This is a genomic window from Mycobacterium sp. E1214, from assembly GCF_001666755.1.
GTDB lineage: Bacteria > Actinomycetota > Actinomycetes > Mycobacteriales > Mycobacteriaceae > Mycobacterium.
In genome coordinates this window covers 40,604-58,042 of record NZ_LZJC01000039.1, presented here as the reverse complement: position 1 = coordinate 58,042, position 17,439 = coordinate 40,604, and the positions used below count along the sequence as shown (strand labels likewise).

Genomic DNA, 17,439 nt, shown 5'->3' with positions numbered 1-17,439 from the left:
GGCTCTAGAAGCGAAAACGGTTGAGCACGTCGTAGTGGCGGGCCGTCGCCCACATCGAACGGTAGATCAATCGCACGGGCGCTGACGGGATGCGTTGCCAGCCGGCCAGCGCCGGCGACCGCTGCACCAGGCGTAGCCGCGGGTCCCACGCCTCGATCGCCCGCGCGTCGGCGAGGCCCCATTTGACGATGCCCCGGGTGAAGAGCCTCGACAGTCGCGGGGCCCACGGCGAGAGGGTGTCGAACAGCATTTCCCCGCCCCCGAACCGATCGGCCAGGCGACACAGCAGCCGGCGCACCTGATCCTCGCCGAGGTACATCAACAGGCCCTCGGCGACCACGAGGGTGGGCCGTCCGGTCGGCACCGCGTCCAGCCAGGCCCTGTCGGTCACCGAGGAGCCGATCATCCGGTAGCTGTCCGTGTCGTCGTAGAGCCGGCGGCGCAGCGCGACGACGTCCGGCTGGTCGACGTCGAACCACAGGACCGAGGCCGGCACGTCGAGCCGGAAGGCGCGGCTGTCGAGTCCACAGCCCAGGTGCAAGACCACCGCGTCGTGATGACGACCGAGGAAGGCGGCCGACCAGTCGTCGAGTTGTCTGGCCCGCAGGGCGACCAGATACTGATTCGACACCGGCAAGGTGGTGCGCCGGATCCGCGCGAAGTCGTAGTCGATCCGATCCACGGCCGCGGCGGCCGCCGTATCCCCTAAAATGGGCTTCCTCGAACGACTTTCGTATGCCCGCAGGTACAGCGTCACCAGGTTGGTCCACTCCACCGAACCCCACGCAACGGAGCTGAAGTCGACGGTGCCCATCAGAAGGCGTCGGGATCGCGCTGCACGGCGACCGGCACGGGGTGTTGGTAGAGCCGAGAGGCGTTCTCCCACGCAAGCTTCCGGATCACGTCGGCCGGCAGGTCACCGATCTGTTCATGCAGTGACTCTTGGGTATGCGGCCAGGTGGAATCGCAGTGCGGGTAGTCCGACTCGAGCATGATGTTGTCCACGCCGATGCGGTCGCGCTGCACGAACGACGACTTGTCCTCGACCGCGCAGAACCAGAAGTTGCGCGTCAACACCTCGGCGGGCGAGAGGGATTCGCCGAGGCGTTGCCAGGTGCCGTACATGGCGTGGTAGCTGAGCATGTGGTCGAGGCGATCGAGAAGTCCTGCCACCCAACCGATTCCGCCCTCTGACAGGCAGATCCTGAGGTCCGGGAATCGGCTGGGCAGCCCGGAGTACAGCCAGTCGACCGCCGCGGAGATCGCGTAGGCGAAGAACAGGACGCCTTGGACGTCGGGCGGTGCGTCTTCGGTCGTGGCCGGGGACGAGCCGGACGACCCGATGTGCAGATTCACCACCGTGCCGGTCTCGGCGCACGCCGCCATCATCGGATCCCAGTGACCGGTGTGGATGCTCGGCAGACCGAGCATCGCGGGGTTTTCGCTGAACGAGACGGCGCGAAAACCGCGTTCGGCGTTCTCGTAGATGTGCCGCGCGCCGATCTCGGGATCGAGCAGCCACGGCAGCTGGCACGGAATGATGCGCTCGGGATAGGGGCCGGCCCACGCCTCGAGGTGCCAGTCGTTCCACGCGCGGACACAGGCCAACGCCAGGTCGCGGTCGTGGGTGACCTGCTGTAGGCGCTGGCCCGCGAATCCAGGCAGGAAGGACGGGAAGTTGAGCGAGGCGTAGACCCCGTTGAGGTCCATGTCCTTGACGCGTTCGTGAATATCCCAGGCGCCCCTGCGCATCTCGTCGAACCGGACCGGTTCGAAGCCGTACTCCGCGACCGGCCGTCCGACCACCGCATTGAAGCCCACGTTGGGCAGTTCATGGCCGTCGTACACCCAGGTCTGGCCGCCGGACTCGGTGTCGACGACGCGCGGGGCCCGGTCGGCGAAGCGCCGCGGCAGGCGCCCGGCAAAGGTGTCCGGGGGTTCGACGATGTGGTCGTCCACCGAGATCACCGTGTAGCGGCGCTGCGCCCGGGGTGGGTCGGGCAGGAAGCTGACCGAGCGGACCGCACCGGTCTTGGCGGTGGTGAAGTTGAGATTCGCGGCCAGGTCGTCGATGGATTTCATACGTCACTTTCCTCGCCGGGCGGCGCCACTGCCTCGGCCCTGTCCCGGGGCACCACGCGAAGTGCCCGCCTCACAGCGACAACCGCCCGGGTGGCGCGGAGCGCCGGTCCGGCCTCGGGCGGCCTGGCCGGTGCAGATTCCCCCGCGCCGGTCCGGCCTTGCGTGGCCGGTCCGGCCGTGGCTGGCCGGTCGACCCCGCCCGGTCCGATCGGCCTTGCCTCGGCCAACGCCTGCTTGCGCAACCATCGGCCCTCTCCGGGGGCACGACGCAAAGTGCCCGCCTCACAGCGACAACCGGGGCCGGGTCGCGCGGAGCGGCGACGTTGTCGCTGTGAGGCGGGCGAAAAGCCAAATGGTCCCGGCCCGGTGGCCGAGCCCGGCAGGCCCGGTGGCCGAGCCCACGCGGCGCGGGACCCAGCGCTCACGTCAGCACCTCGGGGTCGCCCTTGATGGTCATTCTGGCCGCACCCGCCCAGTACACGTCGGCGGCGCGTTCGATCAGGGACCGCTGCACACCGACCAGGTCCGCCCAGTTCATCGGCACCGGCTCCCGGCCGGTCAACAGCACGTCGTAGGCCAGCTTGCAGACCCGTTCGATCGATGCCGCGCGGTACACGGCCTCGGGCAGGCTGCGGCCCGTGGCGATGACGCCGTGGTTGGCCAGGATCGTCAGGTTCGCGCCGCCGATGCGGGCCGCGAGCTCGGCGGCGCGGGCGGGGCTGTCGATCTCACCGTCGTAGCTGTCGACCAGGCACAGGTCGTCGAGGAACAGGGCACCGGTCTGGTGCACCAGTTCGGGCAGCCTGCCCAGGGCGGCGAGCACACAGACGTAGTACGGATGGTTGTGGATGACGACCCGGGCGTCGTCGCGGACGCGGTGCAACTCGGTGTGGATGTGGATGGCCGGGGTGACGTCCCACCGCCCGCGCACCACCCGGGCTTCGCTGTCCACCTCGCAGATGTCGGAGGCGGTGAGTTCCTGCCACCACAGGCCCCACGGATTGACCAACAGGTGCGACTGGCCGTCGCGCTGCCAGGTGATGTGCCCGGCCATGTTCTCGGCGAACCCGATGGCGGCCAGGTGCCGGAAGGCCACTGCAAGCGCCTGCTCGCTGGACAGCTCGACCCCGATGGGGGGCACCACCGACGGCGCCCACACCTGCAGGCCGCCCCGTCGCACCTCACGAGCGCTCATCACTACCCTCCGCCCTGGACCGAACATCTTCCCGCAGAACACCTTTGGCGATCTTGCCACCGGATGACCGGGGCAGTTCGTCAAGCACCACCAGCCGTTCCGGCAGCAGTTCCTTCGAAACACCCAGAGCCAACAGGTGTTTCACGAGACCGGGCAGCTCGAGCCGGCGGCCGTCCACGAGTTCGGCGTACAGACACACCCTTTCGCCGAAGACCGGGTCGGGCATCGCGACCGCCGCCGCGAGTGCGACGTCGGGATGCGTCATGACGGCGTCTTCCACCTCGGACGCGCTGATGTTCTTGCCGCCCCGCACGATGAAGTCCGAGGTGCGCCCGGTGACGCGCAGGTAGCCCTCGGCGTCGATCTCGCACAGATCGCCCATGCGCATCCACCCATCCCGGGTGAACAACTTGTCGTGGTCGGCGCCGCCGAGATACCCGAGGCTGGTCGCCGGACCGCGGCACGCCGGCTGCCCCCGGCCCGTGTCCGTGACGTCGCGCTCCCCCTCGAAGAGCCGCACCGCCATCTCGGGGACGATCCGCCCGCCGGTGCGCAACCGGCGATCGCGCGGATCGGTCACGGTGGTCGCGCTGAGCATCCCGGTCTCGTTGGAACCGTAGAACTGCAAGATGGTCGAACCGGTAAGCTCTTCGAACTCGGCGGCCGGCCGGTACGGCAGGGCCTCGCCGCCGGTGAACACCACCCGCAGCGAGCTGAGGTCGAAGTCCCGCGTGGCGGGATCGGCCATCAACATCGTCAATTGGGTGCTCACACAACACAACACGCTCACCTTGTGTTCGGCGATGGCCTCGCACGCGGCGCGCGTGCCGAACCGCTCCAACAGCACGGCGGTGGCACCGAGGTGGATCGGGGTGGTGTGGCTGGTCCAGATGCCGAAGCCGAAGGGCGTGGGGATGACGGGCAGGAACACGTCGTCGGACGTCAACTCGCCGTTGGCGACGGCCTTTTGGTGGAAGTAATACCAACGGTTCTGGGTGTGTACGACGCATTTCGGCAACCCGGTGGTGCCGGAGGTGGAATTGATGAGGAAGACGTCGTCGGGCCCCAACCGCGCCGCGCCGCGCACTGCCGCGGGCCGCGCCTCGACGCTCAGCCGCAACCCCGCGCCGTCGCGGTGCAGCACCAGCGGCCGCGGCCCGTCGTCGCCGGCCGCGGCCGCGGCCGCGTCGCGGCGCGCGGGATCGCTGATCAGCAGCGCGGGCCGCGATCCCCGCAGGATGGCGCCCACTTCGCGGGTGCCGGCCCGCGCGCCGACGCCGACGACCACCGCACCGCACCGCTCGACGGCGACGAACAGCGCATGAATGGCCGCTGCGTCGCCGTGCCATACCGCCACCCGGTCACCGCGGCGGACACCGAGCCCCGCCAATTGCTCCGCCAACGACGTTGCGGCGCGGTCAAATTCGAGCCAGGTCAGCGAGTGGGCGGGATGGTCGACGTACGCGGGGCGCTGCGGAGACACTTCGGCGTTGCGGTGCACCGCATCGGAGAGCGTCGCGTCACTCCACCACCCCGCGGCGCGGAAGCGGGCGACGTCCTCGTCGGAGAAGGCCGGCGAGCCCGCGGTCAGCCCACCGGCGCTCATGCCCACATGATAGGACGCCGGGCGGGCGAAATCGGCGTACTCGCACGCCCGCCCGGAAAAGGCGCGGGAGGTTGGGCCCGGCCCGGCTAGGGGTTCTGCGGATCGGGGGCGGGCGCGCTGCGCGGCGGCTGGCCGGCGTCGTTCGGCGGGTGCGGACGCGGCTGGTGGCAGTTGCGCGTGCATCCGCAGTTCAAGCCGATGATGCAGCCGCCGCCGCCAGCGGGCCGCACGGGCAGCGCGCCGCCCGGGCTCGGGGGCGCCGGCGGCGCGGGCGTCGCTCCCGCCGAAGCGGCGACGAGCGGTCGAGCCGCCACGGCCTCGTCGAGTGACCATCCCCCCGCCAGGACCAGCGCCGCCACGGATGCGGCCACCGCGGCCGCCTTTCGGGTTGTCCGGCTAGTCATGAACTCCATGGTAGGGACTGCTCAGCAGCGTGGCCGCAACCCTGCGGTGAATCGGCGCACATTTAACACAGCCGTCAAAGCCCGGTGCGGCGGGCGGCGAAGGCCGCGACCGCCACGCGGATTGCGTACATCGCGGCGCTGAGCCCGAACATCGCCGCGGTCAGCAACAACCAGCGACCCAGGAACGGGTCCTGGGTGTGCCCGGTCGCGGCCCGATACGTGCCGGCTCCCTGGCCGATGATGCCGGGCAGGAACACCAGGAGCGTCAGCCCCGCGCCCAGCGCGGGTACCCGCAGGTGGTTCAGCACCGGCACACGGGGCGCAGGGCCGCCCGCCGGCGCGGCACGCGGACGCGGCAGCAGCCGGTCGGCGAGCGCATAGGCAGGGAACAACACCAGATCGTGGGCGACCACGGCCGCGGCGAACCACACCACGATCGACTGCCACCACACGTGCGGGTTCCACAGCGTCGCCGGCTGGACGGTAACCACGACGTAGCCGAGCAACGCCAACCCGCTGAGCGCGGTCAGCAGGTGCAGCGGGTGCGCCCCGTAGAGCCGGGCGAAGCGGGTCAGCGGGCTAGGCATCGCCGCCGGCCCGGAAGTCGATCGCCGCCACCCATTTGGTGTTGTGCACCCCCGGCAGCGCCGGCACGATGATGCGGGCGGGGAAGCCGTGATCAGCTGACAGGTCGGCGCCGTTGACCCGCAACGCCAACAACGCGTCCGGGTGCAGCACCTGGTTGCCCTGCAGGGCCGCGCTCGCGAACGCGCCGCCGCGCTCCAGCGACGACACGCGCGCGGACCGCGGCGCGGGGACGCCCGCCAGGCGGGCCAGGTCGGCGAGTCGGACGCCGCTCCACGTTTGGGTGGTCGACCAGCCCTCGACGCAGGCGATCGGCAGGACCGCCGTGTGCTGGGGCATCGCGAGCAGCGCGGCACGGTCCAGGACCACCCCGCGGCGGCCCCCGCTGAGGGCGAGGCGCCAACGATCGCCGGTCCACGCGGGGTTGATGCCGGCCGCCGCCGCGGTCCGGTTGACCGGGAAATCATCGGTCGCGTCCCCCCGGCCGCGCCCGCGCGGCAACAACAACGCGGCCTCGCGGGCGTAACCGCCGAGGGTTTGGCCCGCGGTGATGACCGCGACGAAGACCGCACCCCCGCCCACCAGCGCGAGCGCGCCGCGGCGGCTGATCGTTGCGGGTCCGGGGTGCTGCGCCACCAGGCCGTCGGGCTCCCAGGGCTGCGGTCGGGTGTCGCCCGGCCCGGCGCGGAGCACGTCGCGCAGCGCCAGCGACCGCAGCCCGTCCCACATGCGGGGGATCTTGAGCGCGATGTGCACGAGGAACCCGGCGATGAACACCCAGGCACCGAAGTAGTGGGCCGTGTAGAAGCTGAACCCGAAGATGTAGTCGTACTGGATGTTGAGCACCCCGGTGACGATCTCGAACAAGATGCCGCCCACCAGCGTCAGCAGCGAAAGCCGCTCCAGCAGTTGGGCGATGGACCGCACCGGTGGCCAGACGAAGAGCTTGGGCAGCACCGACCACAGCTTGGCCAGCACCACCGGGATCAGGATCAGGCCGAGGCCGACGTGCACGCCCTGGGTCAGGCGGTACAGCCACGCCGGGCGGGTGGGCCAGTCGAACGTCGGCAGCTTGAGCCACCCGACATCGGCGGGGATGGCCTGGCCGAGCCGCGGCCCGTAGGCGATGTAGGAGAGCAACCCGGTGAGGATGACGACGGGCAGCGCCACCAGCAGGGTCGCGCCGAAAACCGAGGTCAGCCACGGCCCGCGCAAGGGGCTGCGGAAGCGCTGCGCCAGTCGGACGCCCGGCGGCGGATGCTGGTCCAGCAGACGCCACAGCCGCGCCGGAAACCCGTAGCCGCCGCGATCGCCCGTCGGCTCGGTGTCGGATTTCCCGGAGCGGTCCATCATCGATGATGATCCACGACGCATCGCGGCAACCGGTTCAGGCCTCGCCATCGGGATCGCCGATGCGCTCGATCAGCCATCCCGATGACCACCGCGTCCGGGTGCTAGCCCTGGACGGTCGGGCGGATGGTGATGTCCCCGATCTCGACGTCGTCGGGTTGCTCGATGGCGAAGGCGATGGCCCGCGCCACGGCCGCCGGCGGCAGCCCGAAGTCGCTCATGTCGCGCCGGATGCGCTCGCGCAACGCCGCGTCGTCGATGCCGCTCACCCGCAACAGGCTAGTGGCCCACCGCGAATGCGTGGGCGTCAGTCCTTGCCGCGCGGCGGTGGCTGCACCTCGACGCCGCCGGAGCCGTGTTCGGGCCCGGCCGCCGGGTGCTCGGCCGGCACTCGGTCGCGGAAGCGGGTGCCCTCGCTGGGGCGTTCCGCGACGGGCTGGGCGCCCGGGCTGCGGTACGGTCCCGGCTTCGGCCGGGGCTTGCCGCCGGGGAACGCCAGCCGAAAGATGCTGCGGTGCACCATGAGCCATTGCTTGCCGAAGCGGCCCGAGTTGTAGGGCAGCTCGTAGCGTTCGCAGATGTCCTTGATCTTGGGGGCGATCTCCGAATAGCGGCTGCTGGGCATGTCGGGGTACAGGTGGTGCTCGACCTGGTATCCGAGATTGCCACTGATGACGTGGAACAGCGGGCTGCCGTCGATGTTCGCGGCGCCGAGCAGCTGCCGCACGTACCAGCCGCCGCGGGTCTCGTCCTCGACCTCCTCCTGGGTGAAGGTGTAGGTCTGGTCCGGGAAGTGGCCGCAGAAGATGATGGCGTGCGCCCAGATGTTGCGGATCAGGTTGGCGACGGCGTCCGCGCCGAGCGTGCGCAGGTAAGTGCTTTCCACGCCGGGCATGGTCTTGTCGAGGAAGTCGGCGACCGTGCGGGCGCGTCCCTTGTTCGACACCCGGCGCAGCCGCCGGGCCAGGCGGGACTCGGCCGGCTGGTCGATGCGGCCGCGCAGGGCCAGCTGGGTGAGGGCGAACGCGCCCGCGCTGATGGCGGGCCAACCCAGGTAGTCCTTATAGATCTGCGCGCGGGCCTTGACGCCGATGCCCCGCAGATCCTTGCGCACCTCCGACCAGGGCTTCTCCCGCTTGCGGATGGCGTCGATGTCCATGTCGTGGACCGCCACGCCCCACTCGAAGAGCAACGTCAGGAGCAGGTTGTAGATCGGCTGGAAGAGATAGCGCGGCGCCCACTTCTGGGCGGGATCGATCCGCATGATCTCGTAGCCGAGGTCCTTATCCTTGCCCAGGATGTTGGTGTAGGTGTGGTGGATGTAGTTGTGCGAGTGCTTCCAGGATTCGGCGGTCGACGCGGTGTCCCAATCCCACACCGAGGAGTGGATGTCCGGGTCGTTCATCCAATCCCACTGGCCGTGCATGACGTTGTGGCCGATCTCCATGTTCTCCAGGATCTTCGCCATGCCGAGGCAGGCGGTGCCCAGCGCCCACGCGGTCTTGGACCGCGACGCCAGGAGCAACACCCGACCTACGACCACGATTTGGCGCTGGGTGGAGATGACGGTCTTGATGTAGCGGCGATCCCGCTCGCCGAGGTCGGCGAACACCTCGTCGTGGATCGCGTCCAGCTCCTTGCCCAGCTTCTCGATTTCTTGCTCGGTGAGGCGGGACAGTGGGCTGTCGCCCCGCGTCGACTTCTTCACGGCGCTGGTCATGTGCCGCTCCTTTCCTTCTACAGTTCGAGTTCGACGTCGCCTTCGGCGGTGTTGATGCAGATGCGGACGTCCTGTCCGGTCGGTTCGGTCACGTCGCCCGAACGCAGGTCCCGCAGCCTGCCGGACTTCAGGGTGCCGACACAGGTATGGCAGATGCCGATCCGGCAGCCGTAGGCGAGATTGAGGCCCGCGTTCTCACCGGCCTCCAAAATCGATGTGCCGCCGTCGCATTCGACCTTTTTGTCGCTGTCGAGGAAGTTCACCTCGCCGCCCTCGCCGGCGTTGGCGTCGCCGCCGATCTTGGGCTGGAAGCGCTCGAAATGCAGGCGGTCGCGGTCGCCGTTGTGCTCCCAGTGTTCGATCAGCGCGTCGAGCATCTCCTCCGGTCCGGAGCAGAACGCCTCCCGCTCCCGCCAGTCGGGGCACACCTCGTCGAGGTTCTCCGGCTTCAGTCGGCCCCGGTCGGAGGTCAACCGCAAGTCGAAGCGCAGCCCGTCGTGGCGGGCGTCGAGTTCCTCGAGGGCCTCCAGGAACATCACCTGCTCGCGGGTCCGCGCCGAGTGGATGACCACCACGTCGCGCATCTCGCCGCGGTGATCCAGGCTGCGCAGCATGCTGATGATCGGCGTGATGCCGCTACCGGCGCTGATGAACAGCATTTTCGCCGGCACCGGCTCGGGCAGCGTGAACACGCCCTCGATCTCGCTGAGCCGCACCAGGTCGCCGGGCTGGATGCGCTGCACGAGGTACGGCGATACCACACCGTTGTCGACCTTCTTGGGCGTCACGCTGATCAGGCCGTCCGCAGGCTCGGGGTCCGAGGTCAGCGAATAGGCGCGCCAGTGGTAGACGCCATCGATGACGACACCGAGGCGCACGTACTGGCCCGGCTTGTGGCCCGGCCACTCATATCCGGGCCGGATCAGGACGCTGGCCGCGTCCGAACCCTGCGGCTCGACCCGCTCGACCTTTCCGCGCAGCTCCTTGGTGGTCCACAGCGGGTTGATCATCTCCAGGTAGTCGTCCGGCTCGAGCGGGCTGAACAACCGCCGCACCGCCCGCAGAAATAGCCGTCGCCCCCACGGGACATGCGGCTCTGCTCCCCGTTCCGCCATGCAGTCAGAGTACACAGATGTACACCGAAACTAAACACAATAGCGAATTTTGTTGTTGTTCAATGCTATTCGAGTCGCTAATGACGCAGCAAAGAAGCCCTATGCGTTCACTAGGCACGAGTGCAACGGGGCTGGGGCCGAATGTGGGCAAGATCGTACGCGGGCGTAACTGTGACGTAGCCCGCAGGGGCGGTGCCCAAACGTATGTTCAGCGGTTTCTCAGCCGAGAACCGGGCGGGGCACGCGCGGCCGATCCGGCGCCTAGGGTTTGCACTGTGTTGATCGGCTTCCTCTTGGCCCTCGGCTGTTCGATCTGTTACGGCGCCGCGTCGGTGCTGCAGGCGGCGGCGACCCGTTCGGTCGAGGCCGGCAGCGGGTCGGGCGTCGACGCGGTCCTGCTGTTGCGAGCGGCCCGGCAATGGCGCTACCTCGTGGGCGTGGGCCTCGACGGTGCGGGCTTCGTCCTGCAGGTCGCCGCGCTGCGGCTGGTGCCGATCTACGTGGTGGCGGCCGCGCTGGCCGCGTCGATCGCCGTCACCGGCATCGTCTCGGCGTGGGTGCTGTCGGCGCGGCTGTCGCGCGCCGAATGGACGGCCGTGGCCGTCGTCTGCGCGAGCCTGGTCGTGCTGGCCGTGGCGGCCGGTCCCGGACACTTCCGGCACGCGCCGGCCGGCCTGGGTTGGGCGCTGCTGGGTGTGGTGGCCGTCCTCTTCGTCGGCGGGGCCGTCGCGGGTCGGCTGCCCGACCGGCCCCGCGCGCTGGCGCTGGGATTGGCCTCCGGCAGCGGTTTCGGGGTCATCGAGGTCGGGGTGCGCCTGATCGATGCGCTCGATCCCACCAAAGCCTCCTTCTACGCCAACCCCGCCCTGTATGCCGCCGCCGCGGGTGGGGCCGCGGGCTTTCTGCTGCTCACCTCGGCCCTGCACCGCGGCTCGGTGACGACGGCCGTCGCCGGCATGGTGGTGGGCGAGACGCTGGCTCCGGCATTCGTTGGGGTGGTGTGGCTCGGCGACCGGGCCCGCGACGGCCTGGGCTGGCTGGTGATCGTCGGCTTCACCGTGGCGGTGGCGGCGACGCTGGTGCTGGCGCGGTTCGGCGAGGCGCCGCAGCCCGCCGAGGCGGGCTGACGCGGTCAGGGTGTCGCCGCGACGGCGCCGTCGGGCACCACGGCGTACGCGGTGGCCCGCGGCGCGCGACTCCACAGCACGCCACCCTGCGCGGTGACGCCCGCGGCGATCAGCGCGCGCTTGAGGATCTTGTTGGTGGCGGTGGTCGGCAGCTGGGAGTTGATCCGCACGTAGCGCGGCCACGCCTTGGGCGACAGATCGGGTTGGGCGTTCAAGAAGCGCTCGAAGTCGGCCGGCTGCAGCGCGGCGCCGTCCCGCAACACCACGGCCGCCATCACCTGGTCCCCCACCCGCTCGTCGCGGACCGCGTAGACGGCGACCTGCGCGATCGCCGGCAGCCGTTGCAGAATCCGCTCCACCGGCGCCGCCGCCAGGTTCTCGCCGTCGACCCGCATCCAGTCGGCGGTACGCCCGGCGAGGTAGACCCAGCCGTCGGCGTCACGGTAGGCCAGATCGCCGGACCAGTACATCCCGTGGCGAAGGCGTTCGGCGGTGGCGGCCGGGTCGTTGTAGTAGCCGACGAACGGGCCCGCCCCTTGAGTGTTCACCAACTCCCCCACCGCGTCGTCGGCGTTGATCAGCGCGCCGTGTTCGTCAAACCGGGCGACGGGGCATTCCCGCAGCGTTGCCGAGTTATACACGCTCACACCGGGATACGGCCTGCCGATGGAGCCGGGCGGCGTGCCGTCCTCACGGACCACGATGACCGCGAACTCGCTGGAGCCGAAGCTGTCCACCACGCGGCAGCCGAAACGCCGTGCGAATTCGGCGATGTCGCGGTCGTTGGCCTCGTTGCCGAAGGCCACTCGCAGCGTGTTGTCGGCGTCGTCGGGCCGCGCGGGCGTGGCCAGGATGAGCGCGAGGGGCTTGCCGACGTAATTGACATAGGTCACGCCGTAGCGGCGCACGTCGTCGAGGAAGCGGTTCGGCGAGAAGCGCGCCGGCACCATGGTGGCTCCGCTGCCGATCGCCACCGCCCACCCGGCGGCGACGCCGTTGGAATGGAACAGCGGCATCGCGAGGTAGCAGACGTCGGCCGCGGTGACGTCGTACTGGTAGATCAGGCTGGCGCCGCACATGATCGCCATCGCGTGCGCGAGCCGCACCACCTTGGGATCGCCGCTCGTTCCGGAGGTGAAGATCATCATGAAGGTGTCGCCGCCGACGACCTCGCGGTGCGCAAGCAACGCCGGCGCGCTCGCCACCGCCCGGGCATAACCCGGCCCGGCGACGTCGAGCACCTCGATGCCGTCGAGCGCCAGCCCGTCCAGCAGGGCGCGGTGCTCGGCATCCACCAGCAACAGCTGGCAGTCCGAGCGGCGGATGTCGGCCAACAGCCCCGCCCCGCGCCGCGTGGTGTTCAGGCCGCACAGCACGTAACCGCCGAGCGCGGCCGCGGCCATGGACCGCAGCATCGCCGGGCAATTGGGCAGCAGGGCCCCGACGTGCAGGGGCCGGCCGGGGTCGGCCAGGGCGATCAACGCGGCGGCCTCCGCCGCCGCCTCGTCGAGGTGCTCGCGCCACGTCCACACCCGGTCGCCGAAGGCCAGCGCCGCGGTGTCGTCGTCGCGGCGCTGCCGCAACAGCTGTTGAACCGTCTCCACGTCGTCACCGATCCGTCGCGGTGGTCAGGACCAGCCCGGCGTACCGGTGGCGTACGACGTCGTCGCAGTGCCGCCGGTAGGTGCCGAACCCGCCGGCGTAGGGCATGAAAACCCGCTTTTTGCCCTCGATGTTGGCGCCGAGGTACCAGGACGAGGCGGCCTTGGTGAACAGCGTCCGCTCGCCGGCCGCCGCGACGTGCTCGGTCCACGCATCGGCCGCGTCCCGGCGCGGTTCCACCTCGCCGACCCCCAGGCGACGGGCGGTCTCGATGACACCCATCACCCAGTCGACCTGAATCTCGGCGTGCAGCACCATGTTTGACAGCACCGAGGGGCTGCCGGGGCCGCTGATGGTGAACAGGTTCGGCAGGCCGGGCACCATCAAGCCGAGGAACGTCAGCGGGCCGTTGGCCCAGATGTCGCGCAGCCGGTCGCCCCGCGGACCGACGGGGTCGATGCGGGTCAGCGCCCCGGTCATCGCGTCGAACCCGGTGGCGAAGATGAGCGCGTCGCACGGGTAGGTTGCGGCGCTGGTGCGCACCCCGTCGGCGGTGACCGCCTCGATGGGCTCGCGGCGCAGGTTGACCAGCCGCACGTTCGCCCGGTTGAACGTGGCGTAGTAGCCGCTGTCGGTGCAGATGCGTTTCGCCCCGATCGGGTGGTCGACGGGGGTGAGATCGGCGGCGACGGCCGGGTCGGCGACGATCTCACGGATCCGCTCCTCGGCGAACTCCCGGGCGACGTCGTTGGCCGCCAGGTCGCTGTTCTGGTCGGGGAAGGTCTTGCCGAACAGGACCCCGCCCTCGCGCCAGCGCCGCCACAACGCCTCCAGCCGCTCCTGCGGTTCGGTGTCGAGCGCATTGCGGTGATACGTGCCGTGGGGCGTGCCGGCCGCCGCGTACGCCGACACCCGCCGCCGCTCGGGATAGCGCTCCCGGATCTCCTGCTGCTCCTCCGGTGACCACGGCCGGTTGGGCATCGGGACGGTGTAGTTGGCCGACCGCTGGAATACCACGAGCCGCTCCGCCCGGGCGGCCAGGATGGGCGCGATCTGGATGCCCGACGACCCCGTGCCGATCAGCCCCAGCCGTTTGCCGCGCAGGTCCGGGTCCTCGCGCGGCCAGTCGGCGGTGAAGTAGACGTCTCCCGCGAAGTCGTCGAGGCCGGCGATGCCGGGACGGTTGACCGCCGACAGGCACCCCGTCGCGCACACCAGGAAGTCCGCGCCGTAAACCTGGCCCGCGGCGGTGCGGACCCGCCAGCGTCCCCGCTCGAAGGCGGCGGCCACGACGTCGACGCCGAACCGGTAATGGCGGCGCAGGTCGAACCGGTCGGCCACGTGGCAAAGGTAGGCCAGGATCTCCGGTTGCGCGGCGAAACGTTCGCTCCAGGTCCAGCTCTGCTGCAGCGTCTCATCGAAAGAGTAGGAGTAGTCCACGCTTTCGACGTCACAGCGGGCGCCCGGATACCGGTTCCAGTACCAGGTGCCACCCACCTCGGGGGCCGCGTCGACGCCGATCACCCGCAGCCCGGCCGACGCCGCCCGGTGCACGGCGTACAGGCCCGCGAAGCCGGCGCCGATGACGAGGACGTCGCTTTCCGGTGTCTCGGTCACGGCGCCACCTTTCGGGATCCCAGCAGCTCGGCGATGTCTGCGCAGACCAGGTCGCGCGCCGAGGCCGCGGGCGGGAAGGACGGAATCGTCATGAAGCCGTGGAAGAGTCCCGGGAAGTCGCGGTGCACGACGGCGACGCCGGCGTCGCGCAGCCGGCGCGCGTAGTCGCAGCCCTCGCTGTGCAGCGGGTCCAGCCCGGCGGTGACGATCACCGCGGGCGGCAGCTCTGCGTGCGACTCCGCCCGGGCGGGCGCGACCAGGTAGGGCGGGTCGAAAGCGGGTTCCGGGCCCAGGTATTTGGCGCCAATACCACTGCATGGCGGCGCGGGTATTGAAGTACCCGGTGCCGCAACGGCGATAGCTGTCGGTCTCGAAGGAGGGATCGATGACCGGGTACAGCAGCAGCTGCGCGGCCGGCCTGGCGACGTCGCGCTCGCGGCACAAGATCGCGGTGACGGCGGCCAGGTTGCCCCCGGCGCTGTCACCGGCCACGGCGACCCGCGCCGGATCCACGCCCAGTTCGCCGCCGTGACCGACCACCCAACAGAACGCCGAGAACGCGTCGAGCGCGGCCGCCGGAGCCCGGTGTTCGGGGGCGAAGCGGTAGCCGACCGACACCACGACGGCCTGGCTGCCGCGGGCCAGCGCGCGGCAGAAGCCGTCGTGGGATTCGATGTCGCAGAACACGAATCCGCCGCCATGGCAGAACACGATCGCGGGCCGCTGACCGGGCGCGCCGTGCGGCTGGTAGATCCGCACCGGGATCTCACCGGCGGCACCGGGAACCAGACGGTCCACGGTGCTGTGCACGTCGTCGACGTTGCCGGCCGGGGCGTGCCGTTCGGCCACCGCGGCGCGGGCGGCCGCGCCCGACATGTCCTCGACGCGCGGGAAGCCGTCGTTCAGGCGGCGCAGCATCGCCTGCACGGCGCCGCCGATCGGGTCGTCGGCGTCGTCCGGGCCTTGCGCCCGCTGCGGCGGGTCGCTCATGCCGGCCGATACCTCAGTAGCGTGATCCCTTCTCCGGGCAGATCGTAGAACACCGGCTCGACGCGCATGCCGATTGCGACCGCGTCGGGGTCCGCGTCGACGAGCTCGGTGCTGAATTTCGGGCCGGCGTCCCACTGCACCACCGCCGGCAGTTGCGGCACCGCGTCGGCCCACGGCGGCCCGGTGGGCCGGCGGGCGACCGTGTAGGTGTACAGCGTTGCGGCGCCGTCGATTTCGCGCCACTGGAGATCGTCGGCCAGGGTACCGGGGGCCAGGGTGCGTGGGTAGAACACGTAGCGCCCCAGCGACGGCGAGAACTGGACCAGGATGCGGCGCTGGGTCAGGCCGTCCCAGAAGGGCCGGGACACGGGCGTGGGTTGGGGTACGGGCAGGTTCACCTCGGTCAGTCCCCCCGCATCAGCAGCGCGACCTGCTCGCTCATGATGCCCCCGGTGCCGGTGACGAACGCGATGTGGCAGTCCGGGACCTGGGCGGCGGCGGCGCGACCCATCACCTGGCGGGCGCCGTCGACCACGTGATGCATGCCGCCGGCCATGCCGGCCTGCCCGAACGACAGCTGCCCGCCCGCGGTGTTGACCGGGAAGTCGCCGCGATGGGTCAGGTCGTGGTCGGTGACCCACGACATGCCGGCGCCCTTGGCGCAGAAGCCGGCGTCCTCCAGGCTCATCAAGACGGTGATGGTGTAGCAGTCGTAGAGGGAGGCGACGTCGACGTCGGCGCGCCCCAGCCCGGCCATGGCGAACGCCCGCTCGGCGGCCCGCGCTATCGGGGTGCGCAGCAGGTCGTCGGCGTAGGTGGGTGTCTTGAACGCGAGGTGTTCGCCGAAGCCGGTGATCCAGACCGGGCGGTGTCGGGCGCGGCGGGCGAGGTCGGCGTTGGCGATCAGCACCCCGGCTCCCCCGTGCACCCGCAGCACGGTCTCCAGCAGGTGGATGGGGTCGGCGATCATCGGGCTGGCCAGCACGTCGGCCACCGTGAGCGGCGTGCCGTGGAACACCGCGCCCGGGTGCGCGCCCGCGTTGGTGCGCTGGTCGACGGCGATCTTGGCGAGGGCGGCCGGGTCGTAGCCGAACTCCGCCGCGTAGCGCTGGGCGATCTGCGCGTAGGGCGCGTTCTGGCCGACGTTGCCGTACGGGATCTCGAACTCGGCCTGCGGTGAGCCATACGTATTCGACGACGCCCCAAACCAATTGGGCGGGGGTGGCGGTGACGTCGACGGCTGCGGTAGGGCCGCCGACCCGGGCACGACGGCCAGCGCCGCGTCGCAGGCGCCGAGGACGTCGGCGGCGGCGGCGCGCCACACCATGCCCGCCGCAGTCGCCCCGCCGAGGTCCACCCGCTCGCCGAAATCCATTGGCATTCCTAGGTATTCGCAGAGCGTCGCGGGCGCGAACAGCGCCGACTCGGCGATGCCGTGGGTTAGCAGGCCGTTGACGCAACCGGGGTCGACGCCGGCGTCCTCGATGACCATCTTCGCCAGCAGCGCGTACTGGTCGAGGGTGAACGACGGGGCCCCGGCGGGCCGCTTCGCCGCCGGGAGCTCGGCGATGCCGACGATCGCGGCTTCGCCGCGCAGGCCGGTCATGCCGGCGCCCCGCGGCGCGGCAGCTCGACGGTCGCCGTTCCCGGCATCAGCACGGTCTGCGCGCGGCGGCCCGCGATGTCGAGGTCCACCAGGCCGGCACCGCCGTCGGCGAGGCGCTTGCCGGTGATCTCGCCGCCGAAGCTCAGCGCCTGGCCGGGGTAGGCGATGGCCCGGTTCTGCACCGAGAAGGACACCAGCCGCCCGCGGCCGCCGATCCAGTTTCCGATCGCGCGGGCCAACAGCGCCGCCTGCAGCGGCCCGTGCACCAGCACGTCGTCGTACCCTTCGACCTCGCGGGCCCACTGCTTGTCGTAGTGGATTCGGTGGCCGTTGTAGGTGGCGGCGCTGAAGAAGAACAACTGCGTCTCGTCGGCGGTGACCGTGAGGGTTGGGATGGTCTGCCCGATCCTCACGTCGTCGTAGTACACCTGATCGGTCAT

The 17,439-nt window shown here is 70.5% G+C and carries 16 protein-coding genes and 2 pseudogenes; 1 reads left to right on the top strand and 17 read right to left on the bottom strand.

Annotated features, from left to right (window positions below):
• Positions 1-4: 4 nt before the first annotated feature.
• From A5700_RS04820 to A5700_RS04785, 10 genes and pseudogenes are all read right to left on the bottom strand, one after another.
• Entirely contained in the window at positions 5-817 is an 813-nt protein-coding gene (locus tag A5700_RS04820) for a class I SAM-dependent methyltransferase (protein ID WP_197502807.1), read from the bottom strand.
• Complete coding sequence (locus A5700_RS04815; protein ID WP_068069271.1) at positions 814-2,082, bottom strand: amidohydrolase family protein; 1,269 nt, start codon at positions 2,080-2,082, stop codon at positions 814-816. Before A5700_RS04815 ends, A5700_RS04820 begins: the two co-directional genes overlap by 4 nt.
• 421 nt (positions 2,083-2,503) lie before the next feature.
• Entirely contained in the window at positions 2,504-3,277 is a 774-nt protein-coding gene (locus A5700_RS04810) for a class II aldolase/adducin family protein (RefSeq protein WP_068069268.1), read from the bottom strand.
• Positions 3,264-4,883 carry a class I adenylate-forming enzyme family protein gene (locus A5700_RS04805; RefSeq protein WP_068204486.1) on the bottom strand — a complete coding sequence of 540 codons (1,620 nt, stop codon included), beginning with the start codon at positions 4,881-4,883 and terminating at the stop codon, positions 3,264-3,266. The genes A5700_RS04810 and A5700_RS04805 overlap by 14 nt, the downstream gene beginning before the upstream one ends.
• Positions 4,884-4,969: 86 nt before the next feature.
• The gene (locus tag A5700_RS25930) at positions 4,970-5,287 is read right to left on the bottom strand and encodes a hypothetical protein (RefSeq protein ID WP_156671080.1); all 318 of its coding nucleotides are present in this window, start codon (positions 5,285-5,287) and stop codon (positions 4,970-4,972) included.
• Positions 5,288-5,361: 74 nt separating this feature from the next.
• Positions 5,362-5,874 (bottom strand): hypothetical protein, encoded by a 513-nt coding sequence (locus A5700_RS04800; protein ID WP_068069262.1) that lies wholly within the window; start codon positions 5,872-5,874, stop codon positions 5,362-5,364.
• Positions 5,867-7,222, bottom strand: coding sequence for a molybdopterin-dependent oxidoreductase (locus tag A5700_RS04795; RefSeq protein ID WP_369828226.1), 1,356 nt, complete (start codon positions 7,220-7,222; stop codon positions 5,867-5,869). The genes A5700_RS04800 and A5700_RS04795 overlap by 8 nt, the downstream gene beginning before the upstream one ends.
• A gap of 104 nt (positions 7,223-7,326) precedes the next feature.
• A pseudogene (locus A5700_RS25100) lies at positions 7,327-7,437 on the bottom strand (oxidoreductase); the annotation flags it as partial.
• 92 nt (positions 7,438-7,529) lie between these two features.
• Entirely contained in the window at positions 7,530-8,942 is a 1,413-nt protein-coding gene (locus tag A5700_RS04790; protein ID WP_068069258.1) for an acyl-CoA desaturase, read from the bottom strand.
• Between the two features lie 17 nt (positions 8,943-8,959).
• Complete coding sequence (locus A5700_RS04785) at positions 8,960-10,057, bottom strand: ferredoxin reductase (RefSeq protein ID WP_068069255.1); 1,098 nt, start codon at positions 10,055-10,057, stop codon at positions 8,960-8,962.
• Positions 10,058-10,332: 275 nt separating this feature from the next.
• On the opposite strand from A5700_RS04785, the gene A5700_RS04780 reads away from it, so the two are divergent.
• Positions 10,333-11,184: a DMT family transporter gene (locus A5700_RS04780; protein WP_068069253.1), complete on the top strand. Its 852-nt coding sequence runs from the start codon at positions 10,333-10,335 to the stop codon at positions 11,182-11,184.
• A 5-nt stretch (positions 11,185-11,189) separates the two neighbouring features.
• Here A5700_RS04780 and fadD1 read toward each other — a convergent pair whose 3' ends face one another.
• The 7 genes and pseudogenes from fadD1 to A5700_RS04755 form a co-directional block, all read right to left on the bottom strand.
• Complete coding sequence (gene fadD1 / locus A5700_RS04775; protein WP_068069250.1) at positions 11,190-12,788, bottom strand: fatty-acid--CoA ligase FadD1; 1,599 nt, start codon at positions 12,786-12,788, stop codon at positions 11,190-11,192.
• Between the two features lie 4 nt (positions 12,789-12,792).
• Positions 12,793-14,421, bottom strand: a complete 1,629-nt coding sequence (locus tag A5700_RS04770; protein ID WP_068069316.1) for an NAD(P)/FAD-dependent oxidoreductase — start codon at positions 14,419-14,421, stop codon at positions 12,793-12,795.
• The gene (locus tag A5700_RS27360; protein ID WP_369828225.1) at positions 14,400-14,663 is read right to left on the bottom strand and encodes an alpha/beta hydrolase fold domain-containing protein; all 264 of its coding nucleotides are present in this window, start codon (positions 14,661-14,663) and stop codon (positions 14,400-14,402) included. Before A5700_RS27360 ends, A5700_RS04770 begins: the two co-directional genes overlap by 22 nt.
• A gap of 103 nt (positions 14,664-14,766) precedes the next feature.
• Positions 14,767-15,279: pseudogene (locus A5700_RS27195) on the bottom strand (alpha/beta hydrolase); the annotation flags it as partial.
• A 110-nt stretch (positions 15,280-15,389) separates the two neighbouring features.
• A complete protein-coding gene (locus A5700_RS04765; RefSeq protein ID WP_082960447.1) occupies positions 15,390-15,791 on the bottom strand; it encodes a Zn-ribbon domain-containing OB-fold protein in 402 nt (133 codons plus the stop codon).
• A 5-nt stretch (positions 15,792-15,796) separates the two neighbouring features.
• Positions 15,797-16,999 (bottom strand): thiolase family protein, encoded by a 1,203-nt coding sequence (locus tag A5700_RS04760; RefSeq protein WP_068204482.1) that lies wholly within the window; start codon positions 16,997-16,999, stop codon positions 15,797-15,799.
• A complete protein-coding gene (locus tag A5700_RS04755) occupies positions 16,996-17,439 on the bottom strand; it encodes a MaoC/PaaZ C-terminal domain-containing protein (RefSeq protein ID WP_068069244.1) in 444 nt (147 codons plus the stop codon). The genes A5700_RS04760 and A5700_RS04755 overlap by 4 nt, the downstream gene beginning before the upstream one ends.